Below are 20,567 nucleotides of genomic sequence, written 5' to 3' on the forward strand. Positions count from 1 at the left end.
GCATTGCCAAGTTTAACCAGACCCTTACCGCTTGTGAATGGCCAGCGCCTGCTGCATGATCTTTTCCATGCGTATCTGCCTTCTCCTCTGTCTCTGTCTTTGCATGGCCTCGCCCGCCCTTGCGCAAGTCGCCATCTTTCCGGCACCCTCCGGCAAGGCGGATGCCGAGACGCTGGTGGTCTATTCCTCGCTGGACGAACCACTGGCGACGCCGATGATCGAGGGTTTCCAGAAGGCCAATCCCGATATCGCCGTCCATTATGAGGATATGCTGACGGGCGAGATTTACGACCGCATCGTGAAGGAAACCGATGCCGGCAAGAAGACCGCCGATTTCGCCTTTTCATCCGCCATGGATCTGCAGGTGAAGCTAAGCAATGACGGTTATGCCCAGCGTTCTGACCTCGCCATGAGTGCCCGCTGGCCCGCCTGGGCCAACTGGCGCAATACCGCCTATGCGCTGACCTTCGAACCCGCAGTCTTCGTTTATCACAAGCCGAGCTTCACCACCGAAAAACCGCCCGCCACCCGCGCGGAATTCGTTGATTATCTGGAACGCCACGCCAAGGAAGTACATGGCCGCATCGCCACATACGACATCGAGCGCTCCGGCGTCGGCTTCCTGTTCATGTCGCGGGATCAGGAACAGTTCGGCGATATATGGAGCGTCATCAAGGCCATGGGCGCGGCGGGCGTGAAGGTCTATTCCACCTCCTCGGCCATTCTGGAACGTGTTTCCGATGGCCGTTTCGTGCTGGGCTACAATATTCTCGGCTCCTATGCGGCGGACTGGGCCTCGCGCCACCCCGATGTCGGCATCGTGCTGCCGAAAGACTATACCGTCGTCATGTCGCGCATCGGTCTGGTGCCGGAAGCCGCCGCCAACCCAGCGCTCGGCCGCCGTTATCTGGAATTCTTCATGTCGAAGGAGGGCCAAACGATCATGGCCCGGCAGTTGCAGATCCCCGCCGTCAGCCCGGAAGTGGCGGGCGAAAACACTGCCAACACCATGCAGGCCATCCACGGTGCGCAACTGCGCCCGGTCCCTGTCAGCCCCGGCCTGATGGTCTATCTGGATCAGGTCAAGCGCAGCCGCCTGATCGAGCGCTGGAACGAGGCATTGCGGTCGCAGTAGGGCAAAGCGCCCACCAACCCTCATTCCTGTGCTTGTCACAGGAATCCAGTCAGCCCAAGTCTTTGGGCTGAAAGGACTCTATTCGCCGCGCAGACGCGCGTCGGCTGGATCCCTGTGACGGGCACAGGGATGAGGGAGCGGCAAGCTTTAAAAGCGCTGTCCCACACGCCACAGTAGACGCCTGACACAAATTAATAGAGAGTAAATGCGCAAGGACTTGCGTAGCGTCAGTTAGATGACAGCTTTTTATGATGCTCTGTAATCCTTCTTCATTCCGTGGAGGCGGAAGAAGATGCGGGAGGAAATCTGGGACGATCGCCAAGGCCCCGCGCTGTGATTGCAGCGCCGGATAGATGCGCCCTAAAGCCCCCCGCATAAACGAAAAACGACGCCCAAAAGGGCATCCTGAGGAGGGTTTTCCAAGTGAAGCATTTTCTTATCGGCACATTTCTGGCGGGCGTGATCGCTCTTCCGGCGGTTGCAGCGGATTACACCATCATCGCGCCGGCCAATCCCGGCGGCGGCTGGGACCAGACCGCGCGTTCCCTGCAGAGCGTGCTGCAGGAAGAAGGCATTTCCAAGAGCGTTCAGGTGCAGAACGTACCGGGCGCCGGCGGCACCATCGGTCTTGCACAATTCGCCAGCCAGCAGAAGGGCAACCCGAACGCCCTCATCGTCGGCGGTTACGTCATGGTCGGCGCGATCCTCACCAACAACGCGCCCGTCACGCTTAAGGAAGTAACGCCGATCGCCCGTCTGACCGGCGAATATGAAGCCATCGTCGTTCCGGCATCCTCGCCGCTGAAGACCATCGGCGACCTCGTCGACCAGCTCAAGAAGGACCCGGGCAGCGTTTCCTGGGGCGGCGGCTCTGCTGGCGGCACCGACCATATCGCCGTTGGCCTGATCGCCAAGGCGGCCGGCGTCGACCCGACCAAGATCAACTACATCGCCTATTCCGGCGGCGGCGAAGCGCTTGCCTCGATCCTCGGCTCGCAGGTGACTGCCGGTATTTCGAGCTACGGCGAATTCGAAAGCCAGGTAAAGGCTGGCACGCTGCGCCTGCTCGCGGTTTCCAGCGAAGAGAAGCTGGAAGGCGTTGATGCGCCGACGCTGAAGGAAAGCGGCCTTGATGTCGTCGTCCAGAACTGGCGCATGGTCGCCGCTCCTCCCGGCCTGACGCCGGAGCAGGAAAAGGCCGTCAATGCCGACATCGAAAAGCTGGTGAAGTCCGCCAAGTGGCAGGAAACCCTGAAGACCAAGAGCTGGATGGACACCTATCTCGCCGGTGACGAATTCAAGGCGCAGCTCGCCAAGGATACCGACGCCACCGCCGCCATCCTCAAAGACATCGGACTGGTAAAATGAGCCAGGGTTCCAACCCTTCGCAGCATCAAAAGCGCCGCCCTGACTGGGCGGCGCTGGCGATCGCCATCTTCCTCGTCATCATCGCCTCGGTGATCTTCTGGGACAGCGCGCGTCTCGCAAGCGTCACCGGTTATTCGCCGGTCGGCCCGGCAACGGTGCCTTACGCTATCGGCTTCTGTCTTATCGGCCTGGCGCTGTGGACAGCCATCGAAGCCTGGCGCGGTGATTTTCCCGAACGCGACAAACAGGAAATCGCCCCGGTTATCTGGGTCGTCGCCGGCCTTGCCGCACAGATGCTGCTGCTGAACATTGCCGGTTTCTCCATCGCCACCGGCCTGCTCTTCGCCTTCACGGCGCGCGCCTTCGGCAAACGCAAGCTCTGGTATTCGATCCCCATCGGCATCGCCCTGAGCTTCTTCATCTGGTTCATCTTCGCGCGGCTGCTGCAGCTTTCGCTGCCCGCCGGGCCTCTGGAACGGCTGCTCTTCTAACAGCCATTCCGACCAAAATTCGAGATCACAGGAAACCGCAGGCGCGCGATGACGCGAATGCCAGCCGTTCCGCCCGCCCATCGGGTCCACTTGGGGGACATCTGTCCATGAGTACCTTTGAATTCCTGCTGCACGGTCTTGAGGTTGCCGCCCAACCCATGAACCTGCTCTATGCGCTGATCGGCGTCACGCTCGGCACCGCCGTCGGCGTTCTGCCCGGCATCGGCCCTGCGCTGACCGTGGCGCTGCTTCTGCCCGTCACCTACCGGCTCGATCCCGCCGGTTCGCTGATCATGTTCGCCGGCATCTATTATGGCGGCATGTATGGCGGCTCGACCACTTCGATCCTGCTCAACACGCCGGGCGAAAGCGCCTCGATCGTCACAGCGCTCGAAGGCAACAAGATGGCCCGCAAGGGCAGAGGCGGCCCGGCGCTGGCCACCGCCGCCATCGGCTCCTTCGTCGCCGGCCTCATCGCCACCATCGCGCTGGCCTTCGTTGCGCCCTTTATCGTCAAGCTGGCGCTGGTTTTCGGCCCGCGCGAATATTTCGCGCTGATGGTGCTGGCTTTCGTCACCGTTTCCTCCGCCTTCGGGGATTCGGCGCTGCGCGGTCTCACCTCGCTGTTCATCGGCTTTGCGCTCGCCATCGTCGGCATCGACCAGCTGACCGGCCAGACGCGCATGAGCTTCGGCATTCCCGACCTGCTCGACGGCGTCGAAGTGACGACGCTTGCGGTCGCCATGTTCGCCATCGGCGAAACGCTCTTCATTGTCGCGCAGGGCCAGACTGGCGACGACAAGGTCGAAGCCGTCAAGGGTTCGGTCTGGATGAGTGCGCAGGACTGGGCGCGTTCCTGGAAAGCCTGGCTGCGCGGCACCCTGATCGGCTTCCCTATCGGCGCCATGCCGGCGGGCGGCGCTGAAATCGGCACCTTCCTGTCCTATGCCACTGAAAAGAAGCTGACCAAATATCCGGAAGAATTCGGCCATGGCGCCATTGAAGGCGTTGCCGGTCCGGAAGCGGCCAATAATGCGTCCGCCGCCGGTACGCTCGTGCCGCTCCTGACGCTCGGCCTGCCGACGACGGCGACCGCCGCCATCATGCTCGCCGGTTTCCAGCAGTTCGGCCTGCAGCCCGGCCCGCTGCTGTTCGCCACCAATCCGCAGCTCGTCTGGGGCCTGATCGCCAGCCTGTTCATCGCAAACCTGATGCTGCTGGTTCTGAACCTGCCGCTCGTCGGCCTGTGGGTGAAGCTGCTGACCATTCCGAAGCCCTGGCTTTATGCGGGTATTCTGCTGTTCGCGACGCTCGGCACCATTGGCGCCAACCCGTCGGTATTCGAACTCGGCATGCTGCTCGCCTTCGGTATCCTCGGCTATGTCATGCGCATCTTCGGTTATCCGATTGCGCCTGCGGTCGTCGGCCTGATCCTCGGCCCGCTTGCGGAACAGCAGCTTCGCCGCGCACTGGCCATCGGCCAGGGTGATCCGACGGTGCTGTTCACCTCACCGATCGCCGTCGGCCTGTTCGCTGTCGCGGCAGCCGCCTTCATCATTCCGCTCATCATGCGTATCCGCGGCCGTGGCGAGGTGCTGACGCAGCTTGCCGCCAACGAGGACTGAGAAACCAAGAGCCTCCCAAGGCAACTGGCCCCGTATCTTCGGATGCGGGGCTTTTTTTATTCACGCCAACGGGATGTGTGGCGCAGGCGCGGCCGTGATATTATTCACGCCCAAACGCAGGAGAAAAACATGCGCACAATCGCGATCATGATGGTTCTGGTGCTTACCGGCTGCACCACCGCCCCCGATGTCGAACCCATTCCCGGCAGCATCACCTATGGCGGGCAGCCGCGCACCAAACTGACCAAATCCCCCATCGGCAGCACGCTCAGCAATGAATTCGTCATGGGCGACGGCCGGCTGGCGATCGAAACCTACCGCGTGCAACCGGACCGCTCCCTGAAACTGGAGAGACGCGAAATCGTCGGTGACTGGCCACCGGAGTGAGGGGAACCTGCTTACCTGTTGCTGCTATTGAGACCCCGTCATGCCGGACTTGATCCGGCATCCAGCCAGCCCAAGTCCTTGGGCTGAAAGAACCCTCATCGCCGCGCAGACGCGCGTCGGCTGGATGCCGGATCAAGTCCGGCATGACGGATGTCGTGGCTAGGCTGCGTCCTACGTCCGGCGATCACAACGAGTCTTGCTACGCGCGGCTCCCCCTTTCCCGCTCACGGCAATTCAGAACCGTTCTAAAACATAATTTTGATTTCCGCATACCTTGCCAATAAAGCTGATAGCGAACATCAAGTTAACCCGGCGGGAGCACTTCCGCCGGCTCAGAACCATATTGCAAGGGACATATCCGTGGCCATCAACTTCACCTTCCCCGTTCGGCTGCTGGCGGCAGCGGCCTTCAGCCTCGGCGCGATGACGGCAAGTGCCGAAGAAATGACGATCAAGCACGCGCAGGGCGAAACCGTGCTGAAGGCGGCGCCGAAGAAGGTTCTGGTTCTGGATATTCCCTCGCTCGACAATCTCGATGCGCTCGGCGTCGAGCCCACAGGTGTGGTCAGCTCCAACCTGCCGACCTATCTGCAGAAATATGCCGATGGCAAATATCTGAAGGTCGGCACGCTGTTCGAACCCGATTACGAAGCGATCAATGCGGCGGAAGCCGATCTTGTCATCGTCGGCGGCCGTTCGCGGGCGAAATATCCTGACGTTGCGAAGATCACGCCTGCCATCGACATGTCGATCGATTCCAAGAAATTCATCGGCAGCGTCAAAGGCAACATCACCAAGCTCGGCGATATTTTCGGCAAGCAGGAAGAGGCAAAGAAGCTCGACGCCGTCATCGATGAAAAAGTTGAGAAACTGAAGGCCATCGCGCCGAATTCCGGCACGGCGATGATCCTGCTTACCAATGCCGGCAAGGTCGGCGTTTATGGCCCAAGCTCGCGCACGGGCTGGCTGCACACCGAAATCGGCTTCAAGCCGGTCGCTGCCGATATCGACGACCGCTTCGACCGTGGCGACGTCGTGTCCTTCGAATATCTGGCCGAGGTCAATCCCGAATGGCTTTTCGTGATCGACCGTGACGCCGGCGTCGGCCGCGCGACGGACCCCGGCAAGGCCGCCGCACAGGTGCTGGACAACGAACTGGTCCACCAGACCAACGCCTGGAAGAAGAAGCAGATCGTCTATCTCGACCCGCAGGCGGCCTATATCGTCAGCAGCGGCTATACGGCGCTCACCACCCTGCTCGATCAGGTCTACAAGGCCGTCTCCGAGAAGAAGTCGTAAAGGCTGCAGGGCGTCAGCTTGTGAAAAGCTGCTTACACGCGCGCTCGCAGGCTGCTCCACGCGCGGCGTCATCCTCGGGCTTGACCCGAGGATCTATCGCTAGCAACAGGCTGTGGATCCTCGGGTCAAGCCCGAGGATGACAGTGGAAAGTTTGGCGTTCTCTCGGCAAGCTGCAAGATCGCTGAAAATCTCTGCCATTTTCGAAAAACCACCAACGTGAAATCCCTGTCTCTCATCCTTGCCCTTCTTCTGGCTTTGACGCTCGCCATCGTCAGCCTGTTCGTGGGCGTGAGCAACGTTTCGCTCGGCACGCTGTTTTCACCGGATACGAGTGCGGATGCGCTGCGCGTGCTCCTCGTCAGCCGCATTCCGCGCACTTTGGCGCTCATACTGGCGGGAAGCTCGATGGCGATTGCCGGTCTCATCATGCAGATGCTGGTGCGCAACCGCTTCGTGGAACCTTCGACGGCAGGCACCACCGAATCCGCCGGCCTCGGCCTGCTCACCGTCACGCTCCTTGCGCCGGAAACGCCCATCTTCGGCAAGATGCTGGTGGCCGCCGCTTTCGCGCTCGCCGGAACGGCGCTCTTCCTGCGTATCCTGAGGCAGGTGCCGCTGCGCGACGTGCTTCTGGTGCCGTTGATCGGTATCATGCTGGGCGGCGTTATTTCCGCCATCACCACCTTCTTCGCCTATCGTTTCGATCTCTTACAATCGCTCGGCGCGTGGATGACGGGGGATTTTTCAGGCGTGCTGCGCGGCCGCTATGAATTGCTGTGGATCGGTTTCGTTTTCGCCATCGCCGCCTATCTTGCCGCCGACCGTTTCACCGTGGCCGGCATGGGACGCGATTTCACCACCAATCTCGGCCTCAACTATCGCCGGGTCATGGCGCTCGGCCTCACCATCGTCTCGCTGGTCAGCGCCGTCGTCGTCGTGACCGTCGGCATGATCCCCTTTCTCGGGCTGATCGTACCGAATGTCGTCAGCCTGATGATCGGCGACAATATGCGCCGCTCCGTCCCCTGGGTGGCGACGCTGGGCGCGGTCTTTGTCCTCTCCTGCGACATCCTCGGTAGAACCGTGCGCGCGCCCTACGAGATACCGATCGGAACCGTAGTCGGCGTCATCGGCAGCGCATTGTTCCTCTATCTCCTGCTGCGGAAACGCCACCATGCATGAGAGACATCCCGAAAGGCGCGCCAAAATCGTGCTGCTGGCGCTTCTGGCGCTGGCGCTCATCTCCATGGCCGCCTTCATGACACTCGGCGCAAAGGGAAGCTGGAGCTTCGTGCTGCCGTTTCGCGGCATCAAGCTTCTGTCGCTTCTGCTGGTGGCCTATGCCATCGCCGTTTCCACGGTGCTGTTCCAGACAGTCACCAACAACCGCATCCTCACCCCGTCGGTCATGGGTTTCGATTCACTCTACGTGCTGATGCAGACCGGGCTGATTTTCGTCTTCGGCTCCGCAACCGTTGTCATGATCGATCCGCAGCTGAAGTTCCTTGCTGAGACCGCGCTGCTCGTCGGCTTCTCCGCCCTGCTCTACCGCTGGCTTTTCATCGGCGCCGAACGCAGCCTGCATCTTCTGGTGCTGGTCGGCATCGTCTTCGGCGTGTTCTTCCGCAGCCTTTCCGGCTTCATGCAGCGCGTGCTCGACCCCAATGAATATACGGTGCTGCAGGATGTGCTGTTCGCCAGCTTCAATTCCATCGATCCGACACTCCTGACGGTTTCAGTCATCATCATCGGCATGGTGACGGTCATCGGCTTGCGGCTCCTGCACACGCTCGACGTCCTTTCACTCGGCCGGGCAACGGCCATCAGCCTCGGCATCGAATATAAACGCACGGTCACCATCATCCTCGTGCTGGTCTCCGTGCTCGTCGCCGTCTCCACCGCACTCGTCGGCCCTGTCATGTTCTTCGGACTGCTGGTCGCGGCCCTTGCCCATTATCTCACCGGCAACGGCAAACATGCCTATGTGCTGCCGGCGGCGATCCTCATCGCCATCATCTGCCTCGTCGGCGGTCAGGTGGTTCTGGAGCGGATATTCGCCTTCGATACGGCACTGTCCATCATCATCGAATTCCTGGGCGGAATCGTCTTTATCGGTCTCATTCTCAAACGGGGTGCGCGATGATCATCGCCAGTCAGATCAGCAAATCCTATGGCGACACGGTTGTAGTCGATGGCGTCACCGTCTCTATTCCGGCAGGCGGCGTCACCTCCATCATCGGGCCTAATGGCGCAGGAAAATCCACGCTGCTCTCCATCGTGGCGCGGCTGATGTCCATGGATGCGGGAACCGTGACGGTGGATGGGCTGGATGTGACCAAAACCCCTTCGGACACGCTGGCAAAGCGGCTCTCGATCCTCAGGCAAGACAACCACATCTCCTCGCGCCTGACGGTGCGTGATCTCGTGGGTTTTGGACGTTACCCCTATTCCAAGGGCCGCCCCACCATCGAGGACAAGGTCCATATCGACCGGGCGCTGGACTATCTCCATCTCGAAAACCTTGCCGGCCGTTTTCTGGACGAGCTTTCCGGCGGCCAGCGCCAGCGCGCCTTCGTGGCCATGGTACTGTGTCAGGATACGGATTACGTGCTTCTCGACGAGCCGCTCAACAATCTGGACATGAAACACGCCTCCGGCATGATGAAGATCATGCGCCGCGCCGCCGACGAATTGAAGAAGACCGTGGTTCTGGTGCTGCACGACATCAACTTCGCCTCCTGGTATTCCGACACCATCATCGCCATGCGTGAGGGCCGTATCTGCCATCAGGGGCCTTCGGAAGAGATCATCCGGCCGGATATCCTCAAGGACATCTACGACATGCCAATCCGCGTCAACGAAATCGACGGCCGACGCATCTGCCTGTTTTATGAATGACATGATGATTGCGCAGGATTTTTACTGTCGCATTGCCTAACATGGAACAGGGCCAAGGGCCCGGACGTTAAACGACGGACTTTTCCAAAGCGGCATTCCGTCCGCAACTTCAGGAGACATCGATGAAGACGCACAAGACGAAGAACGACCTGCCTTCAAACGCCAAGTCGACCGTAATCGGCATTCTGAACGAATCGCTGGCTTCGGTGATCGACCTTGCGCTGGTGACCAAACAGGCCCACTGGAACCTGAAGGGTCCGCAATTCATTGCCGTCCACGAACTTCTCGACACCTTCCGCGCCCAGCTCGACAATCACGGTGACACCATCGCCGAACGTGTGGTCCAGCTTGGCGGCACGGCGCTCGGCAGCCTGCAATCCGTCTCCTCGACGACGAAGCTCAAGGCCTATCCGACCGATATCTACAAGATCCACGACCATCTCGACGAATTGATCGCCCGCTATGGCGACGTGGCGAACATGATCCGCAAGGCGATCGACGATTCCGACGAGGCCGGCGACCCGACGACGGCTGACATCTTCACCGCCGCCTCGCGCGATCTCGACAAGTCGCTGTGGTTCCTCGAAGCCCATGTTCAGGAAAAGAGCTGAGCCGGAAGCGGCTCTCGCCACAACACACACGAAAGCGCCCGAGATGCTCGGGCGCTTTTTTATTGTAATATGGCGCAATCAATGCCGACGTAAAACCGCAAGACCGATATCGCGCAACATCTCATGGTCAAGAATGCCGCGCTGGGCGCTACGGATCAAAACCGCCGCGCACTCATTGGCAACATGGCTGCTGCGGTCTTGAAAGCATTCGAAACATACGCCATCGAAAATAGTCTGCAGATCGGTGATCTGCTCTGGCGACAATTGTGCGCCAACCCGTTCAAAAGCTGCGTACGACAAGGCTCATCCTCCCGATGATGATATGCCAAGTATCGTTCCAAATATCGTTCGATTTTCTTGTGGACAGGCAATTTGTACACCCGAACGAATCACTTGTCGAATCAGATTTTAACCAAATGTAAATAGGTGATTTTTTCCGTTACACAGCGGGCAATCGCCAGCGGCGATCCCGCAAACGCCAATTCTAACAATGGCTTCACGGTGACTCCCGGCCTCTTCATCAACTTCGGTCACGTCGATTGAAGAAGAGCGAGCGACAAACGAATTTCCGCCGAAACCACAAAGAAACTGTTGCATTCCAAAAACGATTGAGCGATATAGCACCCGTCGCCGCTTCGGCGGCCCGCAGTCCAGCGAACTACCCCGGACCAGCGGTTTTTGAGCGGGTGTAGCTCAGGGGTAGAGCACAACCTTGCCAAGGTTGGGGTCGAGGGTTCAAATCCCTTCGCCCGCTCCAGTTTTCCAGATCAAGCAAATCGTCGACAGCCATCGCCATGGCTGATGCATTGCGATTTGGCGCGTTTCCTGTCTCGTAATGTGCCGCAGTCCCCCCGCGAAAACACCAGACCGGGAGGTTTGCCCTCCCGGCCCGTCATGATCAGGCGACCTCGTCCCAGACGGGTGCAAGCCCATCGGGCGAAACGATGCGACCGTCCGGCTTTGCAAGAGCGCGGATCGCCGCCATGTCATCGGCCGACAGGGTGAAGTCGAAGATCGCGCGGTTTTCATCGACGCGCGCTTCGCTGACTGTTTTCGAAAGAGCGACAACACCCTGCTGCTGCATCAGCCAGCGCAGCACCACCTGCGCCACCGACTTGCCCCGGCTTGCCGCAATATCCTTCAGCACCGGATCGGCAAAAACCTTGCCGTCGGCCATGCCGTAATAACCCGTGACCGACATGCCGGCGGCCTTGGCCGCTGCGATCACCACGTCCTGGTCGATATAGGGGTGATATTCGATCTGGTTGGTGACGATCGGCGCTTTTGACAGACTGACCGCTTCGGTCATCAGCGTCGTATTGAAATTGGAAACACCGATATGGCGCACCTTGCCCGCGTCGCGGACGTCGTTCAGCGCGCCGATCTGTTCGGCAAGCGAAACCGCGTCGCTCGGCCAGTGCAGCAGCAGCAGATCAACATAATCGGTCTTCAGCTTCCTAAGGCTCTCGTCGACAGAAGCGAGAAAGGCGTCATGCTTGTAGTTTTCCACCCAGACCTTGGTGGTCAGGAAAATCTCGCCTCGCGCCACGCCGGAACCGGCGATGGCTTCGCCGACTTCGGCCTCGTTGCCGTAAATCTGCGCGGTATCGATATGGCGAAAGCCGGCTTTCAACGCATGCGGAACGATCCGCAGAACATCGGGACCGGGAATGCGGAAGGTGCCGAAGCCGAGCGCCGGAATCGAAGCGCCGTTCGCGGTGACATCAAACATATATTTTCTCCTGTGAGTTTGCCCCGGCCAGCCTTGGGAATGGCCGGGAATTGGTGTGAAAAGCTTAAGCCGTTTTCAGCGTGAGCGCGGCGCGGCGGTCGAGGGCGCTGCTCCAGAGGGTGAGGAGCAGGGCGACGGCGACGAGGATGGCGCCGACCCATGGGGTTGCGACAAGACCCATCGGCGATTCCACCACCAGACCACCAAGCCATGCGCCAATGGCGATGCCGAGGTTGAAGGCGGCGATGTTGAGCGCGGAGGCGACATCAACGGCGCCGGGACGATGTTCTTTGGCCAGCTGCACGACATAGAGCTGCAGGCCGGGAACATTGGCGAAGGACAGGAAGCCGAGCGCCACCAGCGTAATCAGGGTCAGGACCGGCGAGACGGCGGTGAACGAAAACACCAGAAGGACGATGGCCTGCGCCAGGAAGAGGCCGATCAACGCCCTGACCGGGTTGCTGTTGGCGATCTTGCCGCCACCGATGTTACCGGCAGCGATGGCGATGCCGTAGAGCACAAGGATCAGGCTGACACTCTTTTCGGAGAAGCCGGTGACGTCCTGAAGGATCGGCGCCAGGAAGGTGAAGGCGACGAAGGTACCGCCGTAACCGAGCGCAGTCATGGCAAAGACGATCAGCAGACGACCGGAACCGAGCACGCGGACCTGATCGAGGAGGCTTGCAGGCGGTGCTTTCTTCAGCGTCGAAGGCAACAGGGACGCGATGCCGGCAAAAGCGACAACACCGAGAGCGGCAACGGCCCAGAAGGTGGCGCGCCAGCCAAAGATCTGACCGATATAGGTGCCGATAGGCACGCCGGTGACGATGGCGACGGTCAACCCCATGAACATCATGGCAATCGCCGAGCCACGGCGGTTTTCCGGCACGAGGTCGGCAGCGATCGTCGCACCAACAGAGAAGAAAACGCCATGAGCGAAGGCGGCAAGCACCCGCGCAACGAGAAGCGTCTCATAGCTCGGCGACAGCGCCGCGGCGGTGTTCCCGACGATAAACAGGGCCATGAGGCCGAGCAGCAGCGGCTTTCGCTCTATCTTGCCGGTAAGCGCGGTCAGGATCGGTGCGCCGAAAGTAACGCCGAGCGCATAAACGCTGACGATGAGGCCGGCAAGCGGCAGGGTGATATGAAGATCGTTGGCGACCGTCGGCAAAAGGCCGACGATGACGAACTCCGTGGTCCCGATCGCGTAAGCCGCGATCGTCAAGGCAAATATGGCCAATGGCATGACGAATACCTCTTCGCCCCGATATCGATCACGGGCGTTCTAACAGCAGGCGCTGTTCGGTTGAATCAAATGTATGAGCGCAATATGGGGGACGAGGACTTGCATGATAATCGGCAAGATCGGATAAAGGCCTTTGAATTAGTTTCACAGGTGGTGCGGCGATGGACAATCGGGCCGGAGAAATGGAAGTCTTCGTGGCGGCAGCCGAACTCGGCAGTTTTTCCGCCGCCGGACGCAGGCTGAAGCTCTCCCCCTCGGCAGTGAGCAAACTCGTCACCCGCATCGAAGACCGTCTCGGCACCCGCCTTCTCGCTCGCTCCACCCGGCTTGTGACGCTGACACCCGAGGGAGAAATCTATCTTTCCCGAGCACGGCGCATTCTTGCTGACATAGCCGAGACAGAGCAGATCGTGGCGAGCGGCGGCAAGGTGATGCCGCGCGGCCTGCTGCGCATCAACGCCACGCTCGGTTTCGGCGAACGCTACCTCCTGCCGCTCGCGCCAGAATTCCTGTCACTTTATCCGGAAATCGAGCTGGATATCTCGCTGACCGACGGCGTCATCAGCCTGATCGAGGAGCGCACCGATATCGCCATCCGCTCCGGTAGCATGGGAGATTCGTCCCTTAAGGCGCGAAAGCTGAAGGAAGTCCGCCGGGTCATCGTCGCCTCCCCCGCCTATGTCGAAAAACACGGCATGCCGGAAACGCCGCAGGATTTGATGCACCACAACTGCTTCAGCTTCAATTTCAGCCGCAGCCTCAACGAATGGCCCTTCCGCGATCCTGGCTCGACGGAGGTGTACCGCCTCCCCATCACCGGTAACGTCTCGGTCAACAGCGGCATGGCGATGCGAAGGCTCTGCCTGACAGGCCTCGGGCTCGGAAGGGTCGGAGAATTTCACATCGAACCGGACATCGAGGCCGGTTTGCTCGTGCCTGTGCTGGAGGATTATAATGCCGAGGAGATGGAGGTGATCCACGCCGTTTATGCCGGCCATGAACATCTTGCAGCGCGCGTTCGCGCCTTCATCGATTTTGTCGCTGCGAGGGTGGGGAGATGACTGGCATAAATGGCGGCCTGCCGGTAAGGGAACCTCAAACCAGGCCATGAACCAGCTTGGCCAGCCAGTCGACAAAAACGCGGACCTTGTTGGTCACATGCCGGGTCTGCGGATAAACGACATAAATAGGCATGGGCTCGCGCCGCCATTCCGGTAGAACCGGCACCAGCTCCCCCTTTGCCAGCGCATCCTTCACCATGAAGACGGGAAGCTGTATGATGCCCATGCCGGCAAGTGCGGCGTTGAGATAGGTGCGGCTGTCATTGACTGACACCACATAGTTCGGGGTCAGTTCGACGCTGCGAACGCCGTTGTCGAAGGAGGCCGGCATGATCTGGCCTGTGGTGGCGTTGAGGTAACCCACGCAATAGTGGCCGTTCTCCAGATCCTCCGGTTTTTCCGGCATGCCGAAGTTTTCGATATAGAAAGGGGCGGCGAAGGTCTCGAATCTCAACTCGCCGACTTTTCGGGCAATCAGCGACTGATCGCGCAGCACGCCGACGCGGAGCGCGCAATCGACATTCTCCGCGATATAATCGACCAGCCGGTCGCCGACGCCCAGATCGAGACGGATTTGTGGATAGCGCTGGTAAAATTCGCAAAGATGTGGGATAACCACGAGGTCCGCGAAGACACCGGCCATTTCCACGCGCAACCGGCCTGACGGCTGCACCTGCGCGCTGGACATGCTGCCATCCAGTTCTTCGATTTCCGACAAAATCTGCGAGGCCCGCTCATAATAGAGAGCGCCGTCCGTTGTCAGCATGACCCGTCGCGTAGTGCGGTTGAGAAGCGTCGTCTGCAAATGCGCCTCAAGCGCCTGCACCATGTTGGTGACGGTGGTTTTGGGCATGTTCAGCGCTGTCGCGGCACGGCTGAAATTGCCGGTTTCGACGACACGTGTGAAGACCCGCATGGCAGAAAGCTGATCCATGGTGCTATTATCCGTTTATTTGGAATAGTGTTTTCATTTTGACGTACTTGATCGTTTTCTCCCGAACAATAATATGAATTCTAGATTTTGCAAATATGGTGAGCTGCCGATGGCGGTGCACGGGACCGGATCAGATGAAAGCGCACTGGGAAAATATCGAACGCTGTGGGGGCTCCACATCAGAGCTTTCCGTGCGCCGATATGAAAGTGCGGGCCTCTGCAGCCACCCACCCGTGATCCTTTATTTGCGTGGCGGTTCGTTTCTTGAAAAGGGCGGCAATTGCCCGGAGCTTCCGGTAGCAAGAGCCCTGGCGGAGAGCGGCGCGATCGTTGTCGAGGCTGACTATAGCAAGCCGTCCGGCAACGAGTTTCCGATGGCGATGGATTGCGCGTTCGAAGCGCTCGATCATCTGAGCCGGGACCGCAAGCATTATGGCGGCGCGAAATCGCTGCTGTTCGTGGCCGGTGAAGAGGCAGGCGGCAATGTGGCGGCGGGACTTGCGCTCAAGGCCCGGGACCGCATGCCGGGCAAGCTTGCCGGTCAAATACTTCTGTCGCCCATGATCGACCCGATGATGACGACGGAATCCTTCCGCGACGCGGACAGGATCGGCATGCGCCAGCGCTGGGCGGATGGCTGGAGCCATTACCTTGCCAAGGCCTGCGGGTTTTTCCACCCCTATGCCGCGCCCTGCCAGTGCACGCGGCTGAACCGGGTGGCGCCGGCGCTGATCTTTACCGCCGAGGACGACCCTCTGCGCGACGAAACGGTCGGTTATGCCGACAGGCTCATCGCCTCCGGTGTCAGCGTCCGGCAGCATGTTTTTCCCGCCGGCATCGGCTGGACGGGGCTTTATCAAGGAGAGGGCGGCGGATGGGTCTCATCCGTCTGTTCGGAGTTCAAGACCTTCGTTGACCAGATAAAACACTGAATACAGCATTTATTGAGAAACTGATCGGCTCCTGATCGGAGCCAAGGAGAAACCCATGACGCTGACCACAAAGCGCCGGGCCCTGACGGGCGCCGGTATCGGACTTGCTATGTCCGTTGCAGCCGCAGCACTCATTTTCGACCTCCCCGCCAGCCGCGATGCGACGGCTGCCTCCACGCCTGCCGAAACGCCCGCAATCCCTGTTACCGTCGCCAAGGTGGAAAGCCGCGATGTGATGCGCTGGGAAGAGTTTTCCGGCCGTCTCGAAGCCGTTGACCGGGTGCAGATCCGCTCCCGCGTTGCAGGCCAGATCAAGGCCGTGCATTTCCGCGAAGGCGCGCTGGTGAAGGAAGGCGACGCCCTTTTCACCATCGATCCGGCCCCCTATCAGGCCGCGGTTTTGGGCGCTGAAGCCCAGGTCGCCTCCGCCGAGGCCAAGGTCAGCCTTGCCAAGACGGAACTCGACCGCGGCCGCAGGCTTTCCGACAATCGCACGATCTCCCAGAGCGATCTCGACCAGCGGCAAAGCTCGTTTGCGGATGCCGAAGCCCAGCTTCGCGCTGCCCGCGCCGCACTGACGACGGCCCAGCTTGATCTCGGTTATACCGAGATCATCGCGCCGGTTTCCGGCAAGGTCGGCAGGATCGAGATCACCGCCGGCAACCTTGTTGCCGCCGGCTCGACATCGCCTGCCCTGACGACGCTGGTTTCGGTCAACCCGATCTATGCCAGCTTCAACGCCAGCGAAGGAACGGTTGCGAAGGCGCTGTCCGAACTGCCGAAGACGACCGACGCCCTGCCCGCTCTGGAACAGATCCCGGTGGAAATCGGCACGCTTTCGGATGAAGGCACGCCGATCAAGGGCACGCTGCATCTCATCGACAACCAGGTGGATTCGGCAAGCGGCACCATCGGTGTGCGCGCCGTCTTCGAGAACCCTGATGGCAGGCTCATTCCCGGCCAGTTCGTTCGGGTTCGCATGGGTGAACCGAAGCCGGAAAACCGCATCGTCATCAGCGACCGCGCCATTGGCACGGATCAGGACAAGCGGTTCGTCTTCGTGGTCGATGCCGAAAACAAGGTGAGCTACCGCCAGATCAAGCCGGGCGCACCGGCCGATGGCCAGCGCATCATCGATAGCGGCCTTGCCGCCGGTGATACGATTGTTGTCAACGGCCTGCAGCGCATTCGTCCCGGTGCGACCATCGCACCACAAGCGGAAGACAAGGTTGCTGCTTCGCAGTAACCCTCCTCTTTGATCAGTAAGCGTCCCGCGCTTTCGCGAGACGCCCCTTCAGACAGAACCGGCCTTCACCGGCGGCAGAAAAGCCGCCGGAACGGCCTTTGCATTCCAAAATATACCCGGAGAGGGACTGGATATGAATATTTCCAGATTTTTTGTCGATAGGCCGGTATTCGCCGGCGTTCTATCGATCCTGATCGTGGTGGCGGGCCTTCTTGGCATGCGCGCCCTACCGATTTCCGAATATCCGGAAGTCGTTCCGCCATCCGTCGTCGTCCGCGCCACCTATCCCGGCGCGAACCCGGCCGTTATCGCCGAAACCGTCGCCACGCCGCTTGAGGAACAGATCAACGGCGTCGAGGACATGCTCTATATGGGCAGCCAGGCGACGTCCGACGGCGTGCTGACGCTGACCGTCACCTTCAAGCTCGGCACCGACCCCGACAAGGCGCAGCAGCTGGTGCAGAACCGCGTGTCGCAGGCCGAACCGCGCCTGCCGGCGGAAGTGCGCGCACTCGGCATCACCACCGTCAAAAGCTCGCCCGACTTCATCATGGTCGTCAACCTCGTCTCGAAGACAGATGCCTATGACATCACCTATCTGCGCAACTATGCAACGCTGAACGTCAAGGACCGGCTCGCCCGTATCGAAGGCGTCGGCCAGGTTCAGGTCTTCGGCGCGGGTGACTATTCCATGCGCGTCTGGCTCGATCCGCAGAAGGTTGCCGAGCATGATCTCGCCGCCAGCGACGTCTCGGACGCCATCCGCCAGCAGAACGTGCAGGCCGCAGCCGGCGTCATCGGCGCTTCCCCAAGCCCGAACGGCGTCGACCTGCAGCTCAACGTCAATGCCCAGGGCCGTCTGACGACGCCGGAGGAATTCGGCAACATCATCGTCAAGAGCGGCGCCAACGGTGAAATCACCCGCCTGCGCGATGTCGCCCGCATCGAGCTCGGTGCTGCCGACTATACGCTGCGCTCGCTGCTCGACGGCGAACCCGCCGTCGCTGTCGCCGTGCTGCAGGCCCCGGGCTCCAACGCCATCGAAATCGCCGACAATGTCCGTGCCACCATGGACAATCTGCAGCTGGCGATGCCGGATGGCGTAAAATACGAGATCGTCTACGACACGACAAAATTCGTACGCTCCTCCATCGAGAAGGTCGTTGACACACTCCTCGAGGCCGTTGGCCTCGTGGTGCTTGTCGTCATCCTCTTCCTGCAAACCTGGCGCGCCTCGATCATTCCGCTGATCGCCGTCCCGGTCTCGATCATCGGCACCTTCGCCGTCATGTATGCCTTCGGTTTCTCCATCAACGCGTTGACGCTGTTCGGGCTCGTGCTCGCCATCGGTATCGTGGTGGATGACGCAATCGTGGTCGTCGAAAACGTCGAGCGAAACATCGAAAACGGACTGTCACCGCGTGACGCCACCTACAAGGCGATGCGTGAAGTCTCCGGCCCGATCATCGCCATTGCGCTGGTTCTGGTCGCCGTCTTCGTGCCGCTCGCCTTCATCTCAGGCCTTTCCGGACAGTTCTACCGGCAGTTTGCGCTGACCATCGCCATCTCCACCGTCATTTCGGCGATCAACTCACTGACGCTGTCGCCCGCTCTTGCAGCCCTGCTGCTGAAGGAACATGGCGCGCCGAAAGACTGGCTGACCCGCGTCATGGACCGGCTTTTCGGCTGGTTCTTCCGTGGCTTCAACCGCGCCTTCGGGGCCGCCTCCAATGGCTACGGCAAAACCGTGGGCGGTCTGGTGACGCGCAAAAGCCTGGTGATGATGGTCTATATGGCGCTGGTCGCGGCCACCTACAGCATGTTCAGCACCGTTCCGAGCGGCTTCGTGCCGGCGCAGGACAAGCAGTATCTGATCGGTTTTGCCCAGCTTCCTGATGGAGCAACACTTGACCGCACGGAAAGCGTCATCAAGCGGATGAGCGACATCGCCCTTGAACAGCCGGGCGTCAGCCACGCCATCGCTTTCCCCGGCCTGTCGATCAACGGCTTCACCATCGGCTCCAACTCGGGCATCGTCTTTGCGGTTCTTGACGACTTCGAAAACCGCAAGACGCCGGAACTGTCGGGCGGCGCCATCGCCATGCAGCTGAACCAGAAATATGCAGGCATTCAGGATGCCTTCATCGCCATGTTCCCGCCGCCGCCGGTCAACGGTCTCGGCCAGACGGGCGGCTTCAAGCTGCAGATCGAGGATCGTGCCGGTTACGGTTACCAGACGCTCGATGAAGCGACAAAGGCGGTGATCGCCAAGGCATATCAGACACCGGAGCTGGCGGGTATCTTCTCCAGCTTCCAGATCAATGTGCCGCAGCTCTTCGCCGACCTCGACCGCGCCAAGGCCGAGCAGCTGGGCGTTTCCGTCAGCGACGTCTTCCAGACGTTGCAGATCTATCTCGGTTCGCTCTATGTCAACGACTTCAACGCCTTCGGGCGGACATACAGCGTGCGTGTGCAGGCAGACGCGCAGTTCCGCGCCCATGCGGAAGATATCGGCCGCCTGAAGGTGCGCTCCGCAACGGGTCAGATGATCCCGCTGTCGACGCTGCTGAAGGTGGATGCGACGACGGGACCGGAACGCACCAACCGTTATAACGGCTTCCTTGCGGCCGATATAAACGGCGGTCCGGCACCCGGCTACTCTTCCGGACAGGCACAGGCAGCGATTGAAAAAATCCTTGCCGAAACCCTGCCCGCCGGCATCGACTACGAATGGACGGACCTGACCTACCAGCAGATTCTGGCTGGCAACTCCAGTATCGTCGTGTTCCCGCTGGCGCTGCTGTTGGTCTATCTCGTCCTGGCTGCGCAATATGAAAGCCTCACACTGCCGATCGCGATCATTCTGATCGTGCCACTCGGTGTGCTGGCAGCCCTGACCGGCGTCTGGCTGACGGGAGGGGATAACAACATCTTTACGCAGATCGGCCTTGTCGTCCTTGTCGGCCTCTCGGCGAAGAACGCGATCCTGATCGTGGAATTCGCCCGGGAGCTGGAATTCGAGGGACGAACGCCGCTTCAGGCAGCGGTCGAGGCAAGCCGGCTTCGCCTGCGCCCGATCCTGATGACCTCGCTCGCCTTCATCATGGGCGTGGTGCCGCTGGTCATCTCCACCGGTGCGGGTGCGGAAATGCGCGCCGCCATGGGTGTCGCGGTGTTCTCCGGCATGATCGGCGTGACATTCTTCGGCATCTTCATGACACCGGTATTCTATGTGCTGGTTCGCAAGCTGGCGGGCAACCGTCCGCTCATCCAGCACAAGCAGGAAGAACCGGCCAATTCGGACTACAAGCTCGAAAAGGCCGGCTGAAACCTAACCTCCCATCCACCGCAACCTTCGACGCAAGCCCGCCGCGCATCCCCCGATGCGCGGCGTTTTTCATGACACAAAACGTTCATGCGATTTTTCTGAAATAGAATCTGTTTCAAATACTTAAGCGATAACAATCCGGACATTGTATCTCACTAGAAGCTCCGGAAGCTTAATATATTCGGCCGCATTGACGAACATCAAAAGAAACAATGCTATTTTATGCTTTGTATTTTGTGGTAATTTCCAAGAACAGGGTGATTCGGACTAAAT

18 protein-coding genes and 1 tRNA gene are annotated in these 20,567 nt (G+C 60.2%); 15 read left to right on the forward strand and 4 right to left on the reverse strand.

Features of this window, described 5'->3' with window-relative positions; all coding sequences use genetic code 11:
- The first annotated feature begins 37 nt into the window (after positions 1-37).
- From OK142_RS12745 to dps, 10 genes are all read left to right on the forward strand, one after another.
- A complete protein-coding gene (locus OK142_RS12745; RefSeq protein WP_498683101.1) occupies positions 38-1,135 on the forward strand; it encodes an ABC transporter substrate-binding protein in 1,098 nt (365 codons plus the stop codon).
- A gap of 423 nt (positions 1,136-1,558) precedes the next feature.
- Positions 1,559-2,503 (forward strand): Bug family tripartite tricarboxylate transporter substrate binding protein, encoded by a 945-nt coding sequence (locus tag OK142_RS12750; RefSeq protein ID WP_035228016.1) that lies wholly within the window; start codon positions 1,559-1,561, stop codon positions 2,501-2,503.
- A complete protein-coding gene (locus OK142_RS12755) occupies positions 2,500-2,994 on the forward strand; it encodes a tripartite tricarboxylate transporter TctB family protein (protein WP_003491894.1) in 495 nt (164 codons plus the stop codon). Before OK142_RS12750 ends, OK142_RS12755 begins: the two co-directional genes overlap by 4 nt.
- Before the next feature lie 107 nt (positions 2,995-3,101).
- Positions 3,102-4,619 (forward strand): tripartite tricarboxylate transporter permease, encoded by a 1,518-nt coding sequence (locus tag OK142_RS12760; RefSeq protein ID WP_003491896.1) that lies wholly within the window; start codon positions 3,102-3,104, stop codon positions 4,617-4,619.
- A 129-nt stretch (positions 4,620-4,748) separates the two neighbouring features.
- Positions 4,749-5,006: a hypothetical protein gene (locus OK142_RS12765; RefSeq protein WP_137038191.1), complete on the forward strand. Its 258-nt coding sequence runs from the start codon at positions 4,749-4,751 to the stop codon at positions 5,004-5,006.
- 360 nt (positions 5,007-5,366) lie between these two features.
- Positions 5,367-6,305 (forward strand): siderophore ABC transporter substrate-binding protein, encoded by a 939-nt coding sequence (locus OK142_RS12770; RefSeq protein ID WP_498683104.1) that lies wholly within the window; start codon positions 5,367-5,369, stop codon positions 6,303-6,305.
- Between the two features lie 217 nt (positions 6,306-6,522).
- Positions 6,523-7,488, forward strand: a complete 966-nt coding sequence (locus OK142_RS12775; RefSeq protein WP_003491903.1) for an ABC transporter permease — start codon at positions 6,523-6,525, stop codon at positions 7,486-7,488.
- On the forward strand, positions 7,481-8,449 hold the full coding sequence (locus OK142_RS12780; protein WP_498683107.1) for an iron chelate uptake ABC transporter family permease subunit: 969 nt from the start codon (positions 7,481-7,483) through the stop codon (positions 8,447-8,449). Before OK142_RS12775 ends, OK142_RS12780 begins: the two co-directional genes overlap by 8 nt.
- Positions 8,446-9,204 (forward strand): iron ABC transporter ATP-binding protein, encoded by a 759-nt coding sequence (locus tag OK142_RS12785; protein WP_498683109.1) that lies wholly within the window; start codon positions 8,446-8,448, stop codon positions 9,202-9,204. Before OK142_RS12780 ends, OK142_RS12785 begins: the two co-directional genes overlap by 4 nt.
- A 122-nt stretch (positions 9,205-9,326) precedes the next feature.
- The gene (gene dps / locus OK142_RS12790; RefSeq protein ID WP_003491909.1) at positions 9,327-9,815 is read left to right on the forward strand and encodes a DNA starvation/stationary phase protection protein Dps; all 489 of its coding nucleotides are present in this window, start codon (positions 9,327-9,329) and stop codon (positions 9,813-9,815) included.
- Positions 9,816-9,893: 78 nt separating this feature from the next.
- Here dps and OK142_RS12795 read toward each other — a convergent pair whose 3' ends face one another.
- Positions 9,894-10,115 (reverse strand): hypothetical protein, encoded by a 222-nt coding sequence (locus tag OK142_RS12795; protein ID WP_003522612.1) that lies wholly within the window; start codon positions 10,113-10,115, stop codon positions 9,894-9,896.
- 382 nt (positions 10,116-10,497) lie between these two features.
- Here OK142_RS12795 and OK142_RS12800 point away from each other — a divergent pair.
- Positions 10,498-10,572, forward strand: a tRNA-Gly gene (locus OK142_RS12800).
- 141 nt (positions 10,573-10,713) lie between these two features.
- On the opposite strand, the gene OK142_RS12805 is transcribed toward OK142_RS12800, so the two are convergent.
- Together OK142_RS12805 and OK142_RS12810 are read right to left on the reverse strand one after the other, a co-directional pair.
- Positions 10,714-11,547, reverse strand: coding sequence for an aldo/keto reductase (locus OK142_RS12805; protein ID WP_498683111.1), 834 nt, complete (start codon positions 11,545-11,547; stop codon positions 10,714-10,716).
- A gap of 64 nt (positions 11,548-11,611) precedes the next feature.
- Positions 11,612-12,793: an MFS transporter gene (locus OK142_RS12810; protein WP_498683113.1), complete on the reverse strand. Its 1,182-nt coding sequence runs from the start codon at positions 12,791-12,793 to the stop codon at positions 11,612-11,614.
- 161 nt (positions 12,794-12,954) lie between these two features.
- On the opposite strand from OK142_RS12810, the gene OK142_RS12815 reads away from it, so the two are divergent.
- A complete protein-coding gene (locus tag OK142_RS12815; protein WP_498683114.1) occupies positions 12,955-13,854 on the forward strand; it encodes a LysR family transcriptional regulator in 900 nt (299 codons plus the stop codon).
- 34 nt (positions 13,855-13,888) lie between these two features.
- On the opposite strand, the gene OK142_RS12820 is transcribed toward OK142_RS12815, so the two are convergent.
- On the reverse strand, positions 13,889-14,788 hold the full coding sequence (locus tag OK142_RS12820; protein ID WP_003491921.1) for a LysR family transcriptional regulator: 900 nt from the start codon (positions 14,786-14,788) through the stop codon (positions 13,889-13,891).
- A gap of 134 nt (positions 14,789-14,922) precedes the next feature.
- Between OK142_RS12820 and OK142_RS12825 the strand changes: the two genes are divergently transcribed.
- The 3 genes from OK142_RS12825 (at position 14,923) to OK142_RS12835 (ending at position 20,294) form a co-directional block, all read left to right on the forward strand.
- Positions 14,923-15,720 carry an alpha/beta hydrolase fold domain-containing protein gene (locus OK142_RS12825; RefSeq protein WP_035241821.1) on the forward strand — a complete coding sequence of 266 codons (798 nt, stop codon included), beginning with the start codon at positions 14,923-14,925 and terminating at the stop codon, positions 15,718-15,720.
- 55 nt (positions 15,721-15,775) lie between these two features.
- Positions 15,776-16,966 (forward strand): efflux RND transporter periplasmic adaptor subunit, encoded by a 1,191-nt coding sequence (locus OK142_RS12830; RefSeq protein WP_003491925.1) that lies wholly within the window; start codon positions 15,776-15,778, stop codon positions 16,964-16,966.
- 133 nt (positions 16,967-17,099) lie between these two features.
- Complete coding sequence (locus OK142_RS12835; RefSeq protein ID WP_498683118.1) at positions 17,100-20,294, forward strand: efflux RND transporter permease subunit; 3,195 nt, start codon at positions 17,100-17,102, stop codon at positions 20,292-20,294.
- Positions 20,295-20,567 lie beyond the last annotated feature (273 nt).

The organism is Agrobacterium sp. BT-220-3, from assembly GCF_025910175.1.
Taxonomy (GTDB): Bacteria; Pseudomonadota; Alphaproteobacteria; order Rhizobiales; family Rhizobiaceae; genus Agrobacterium; species Agrobacterium oryzihabitans.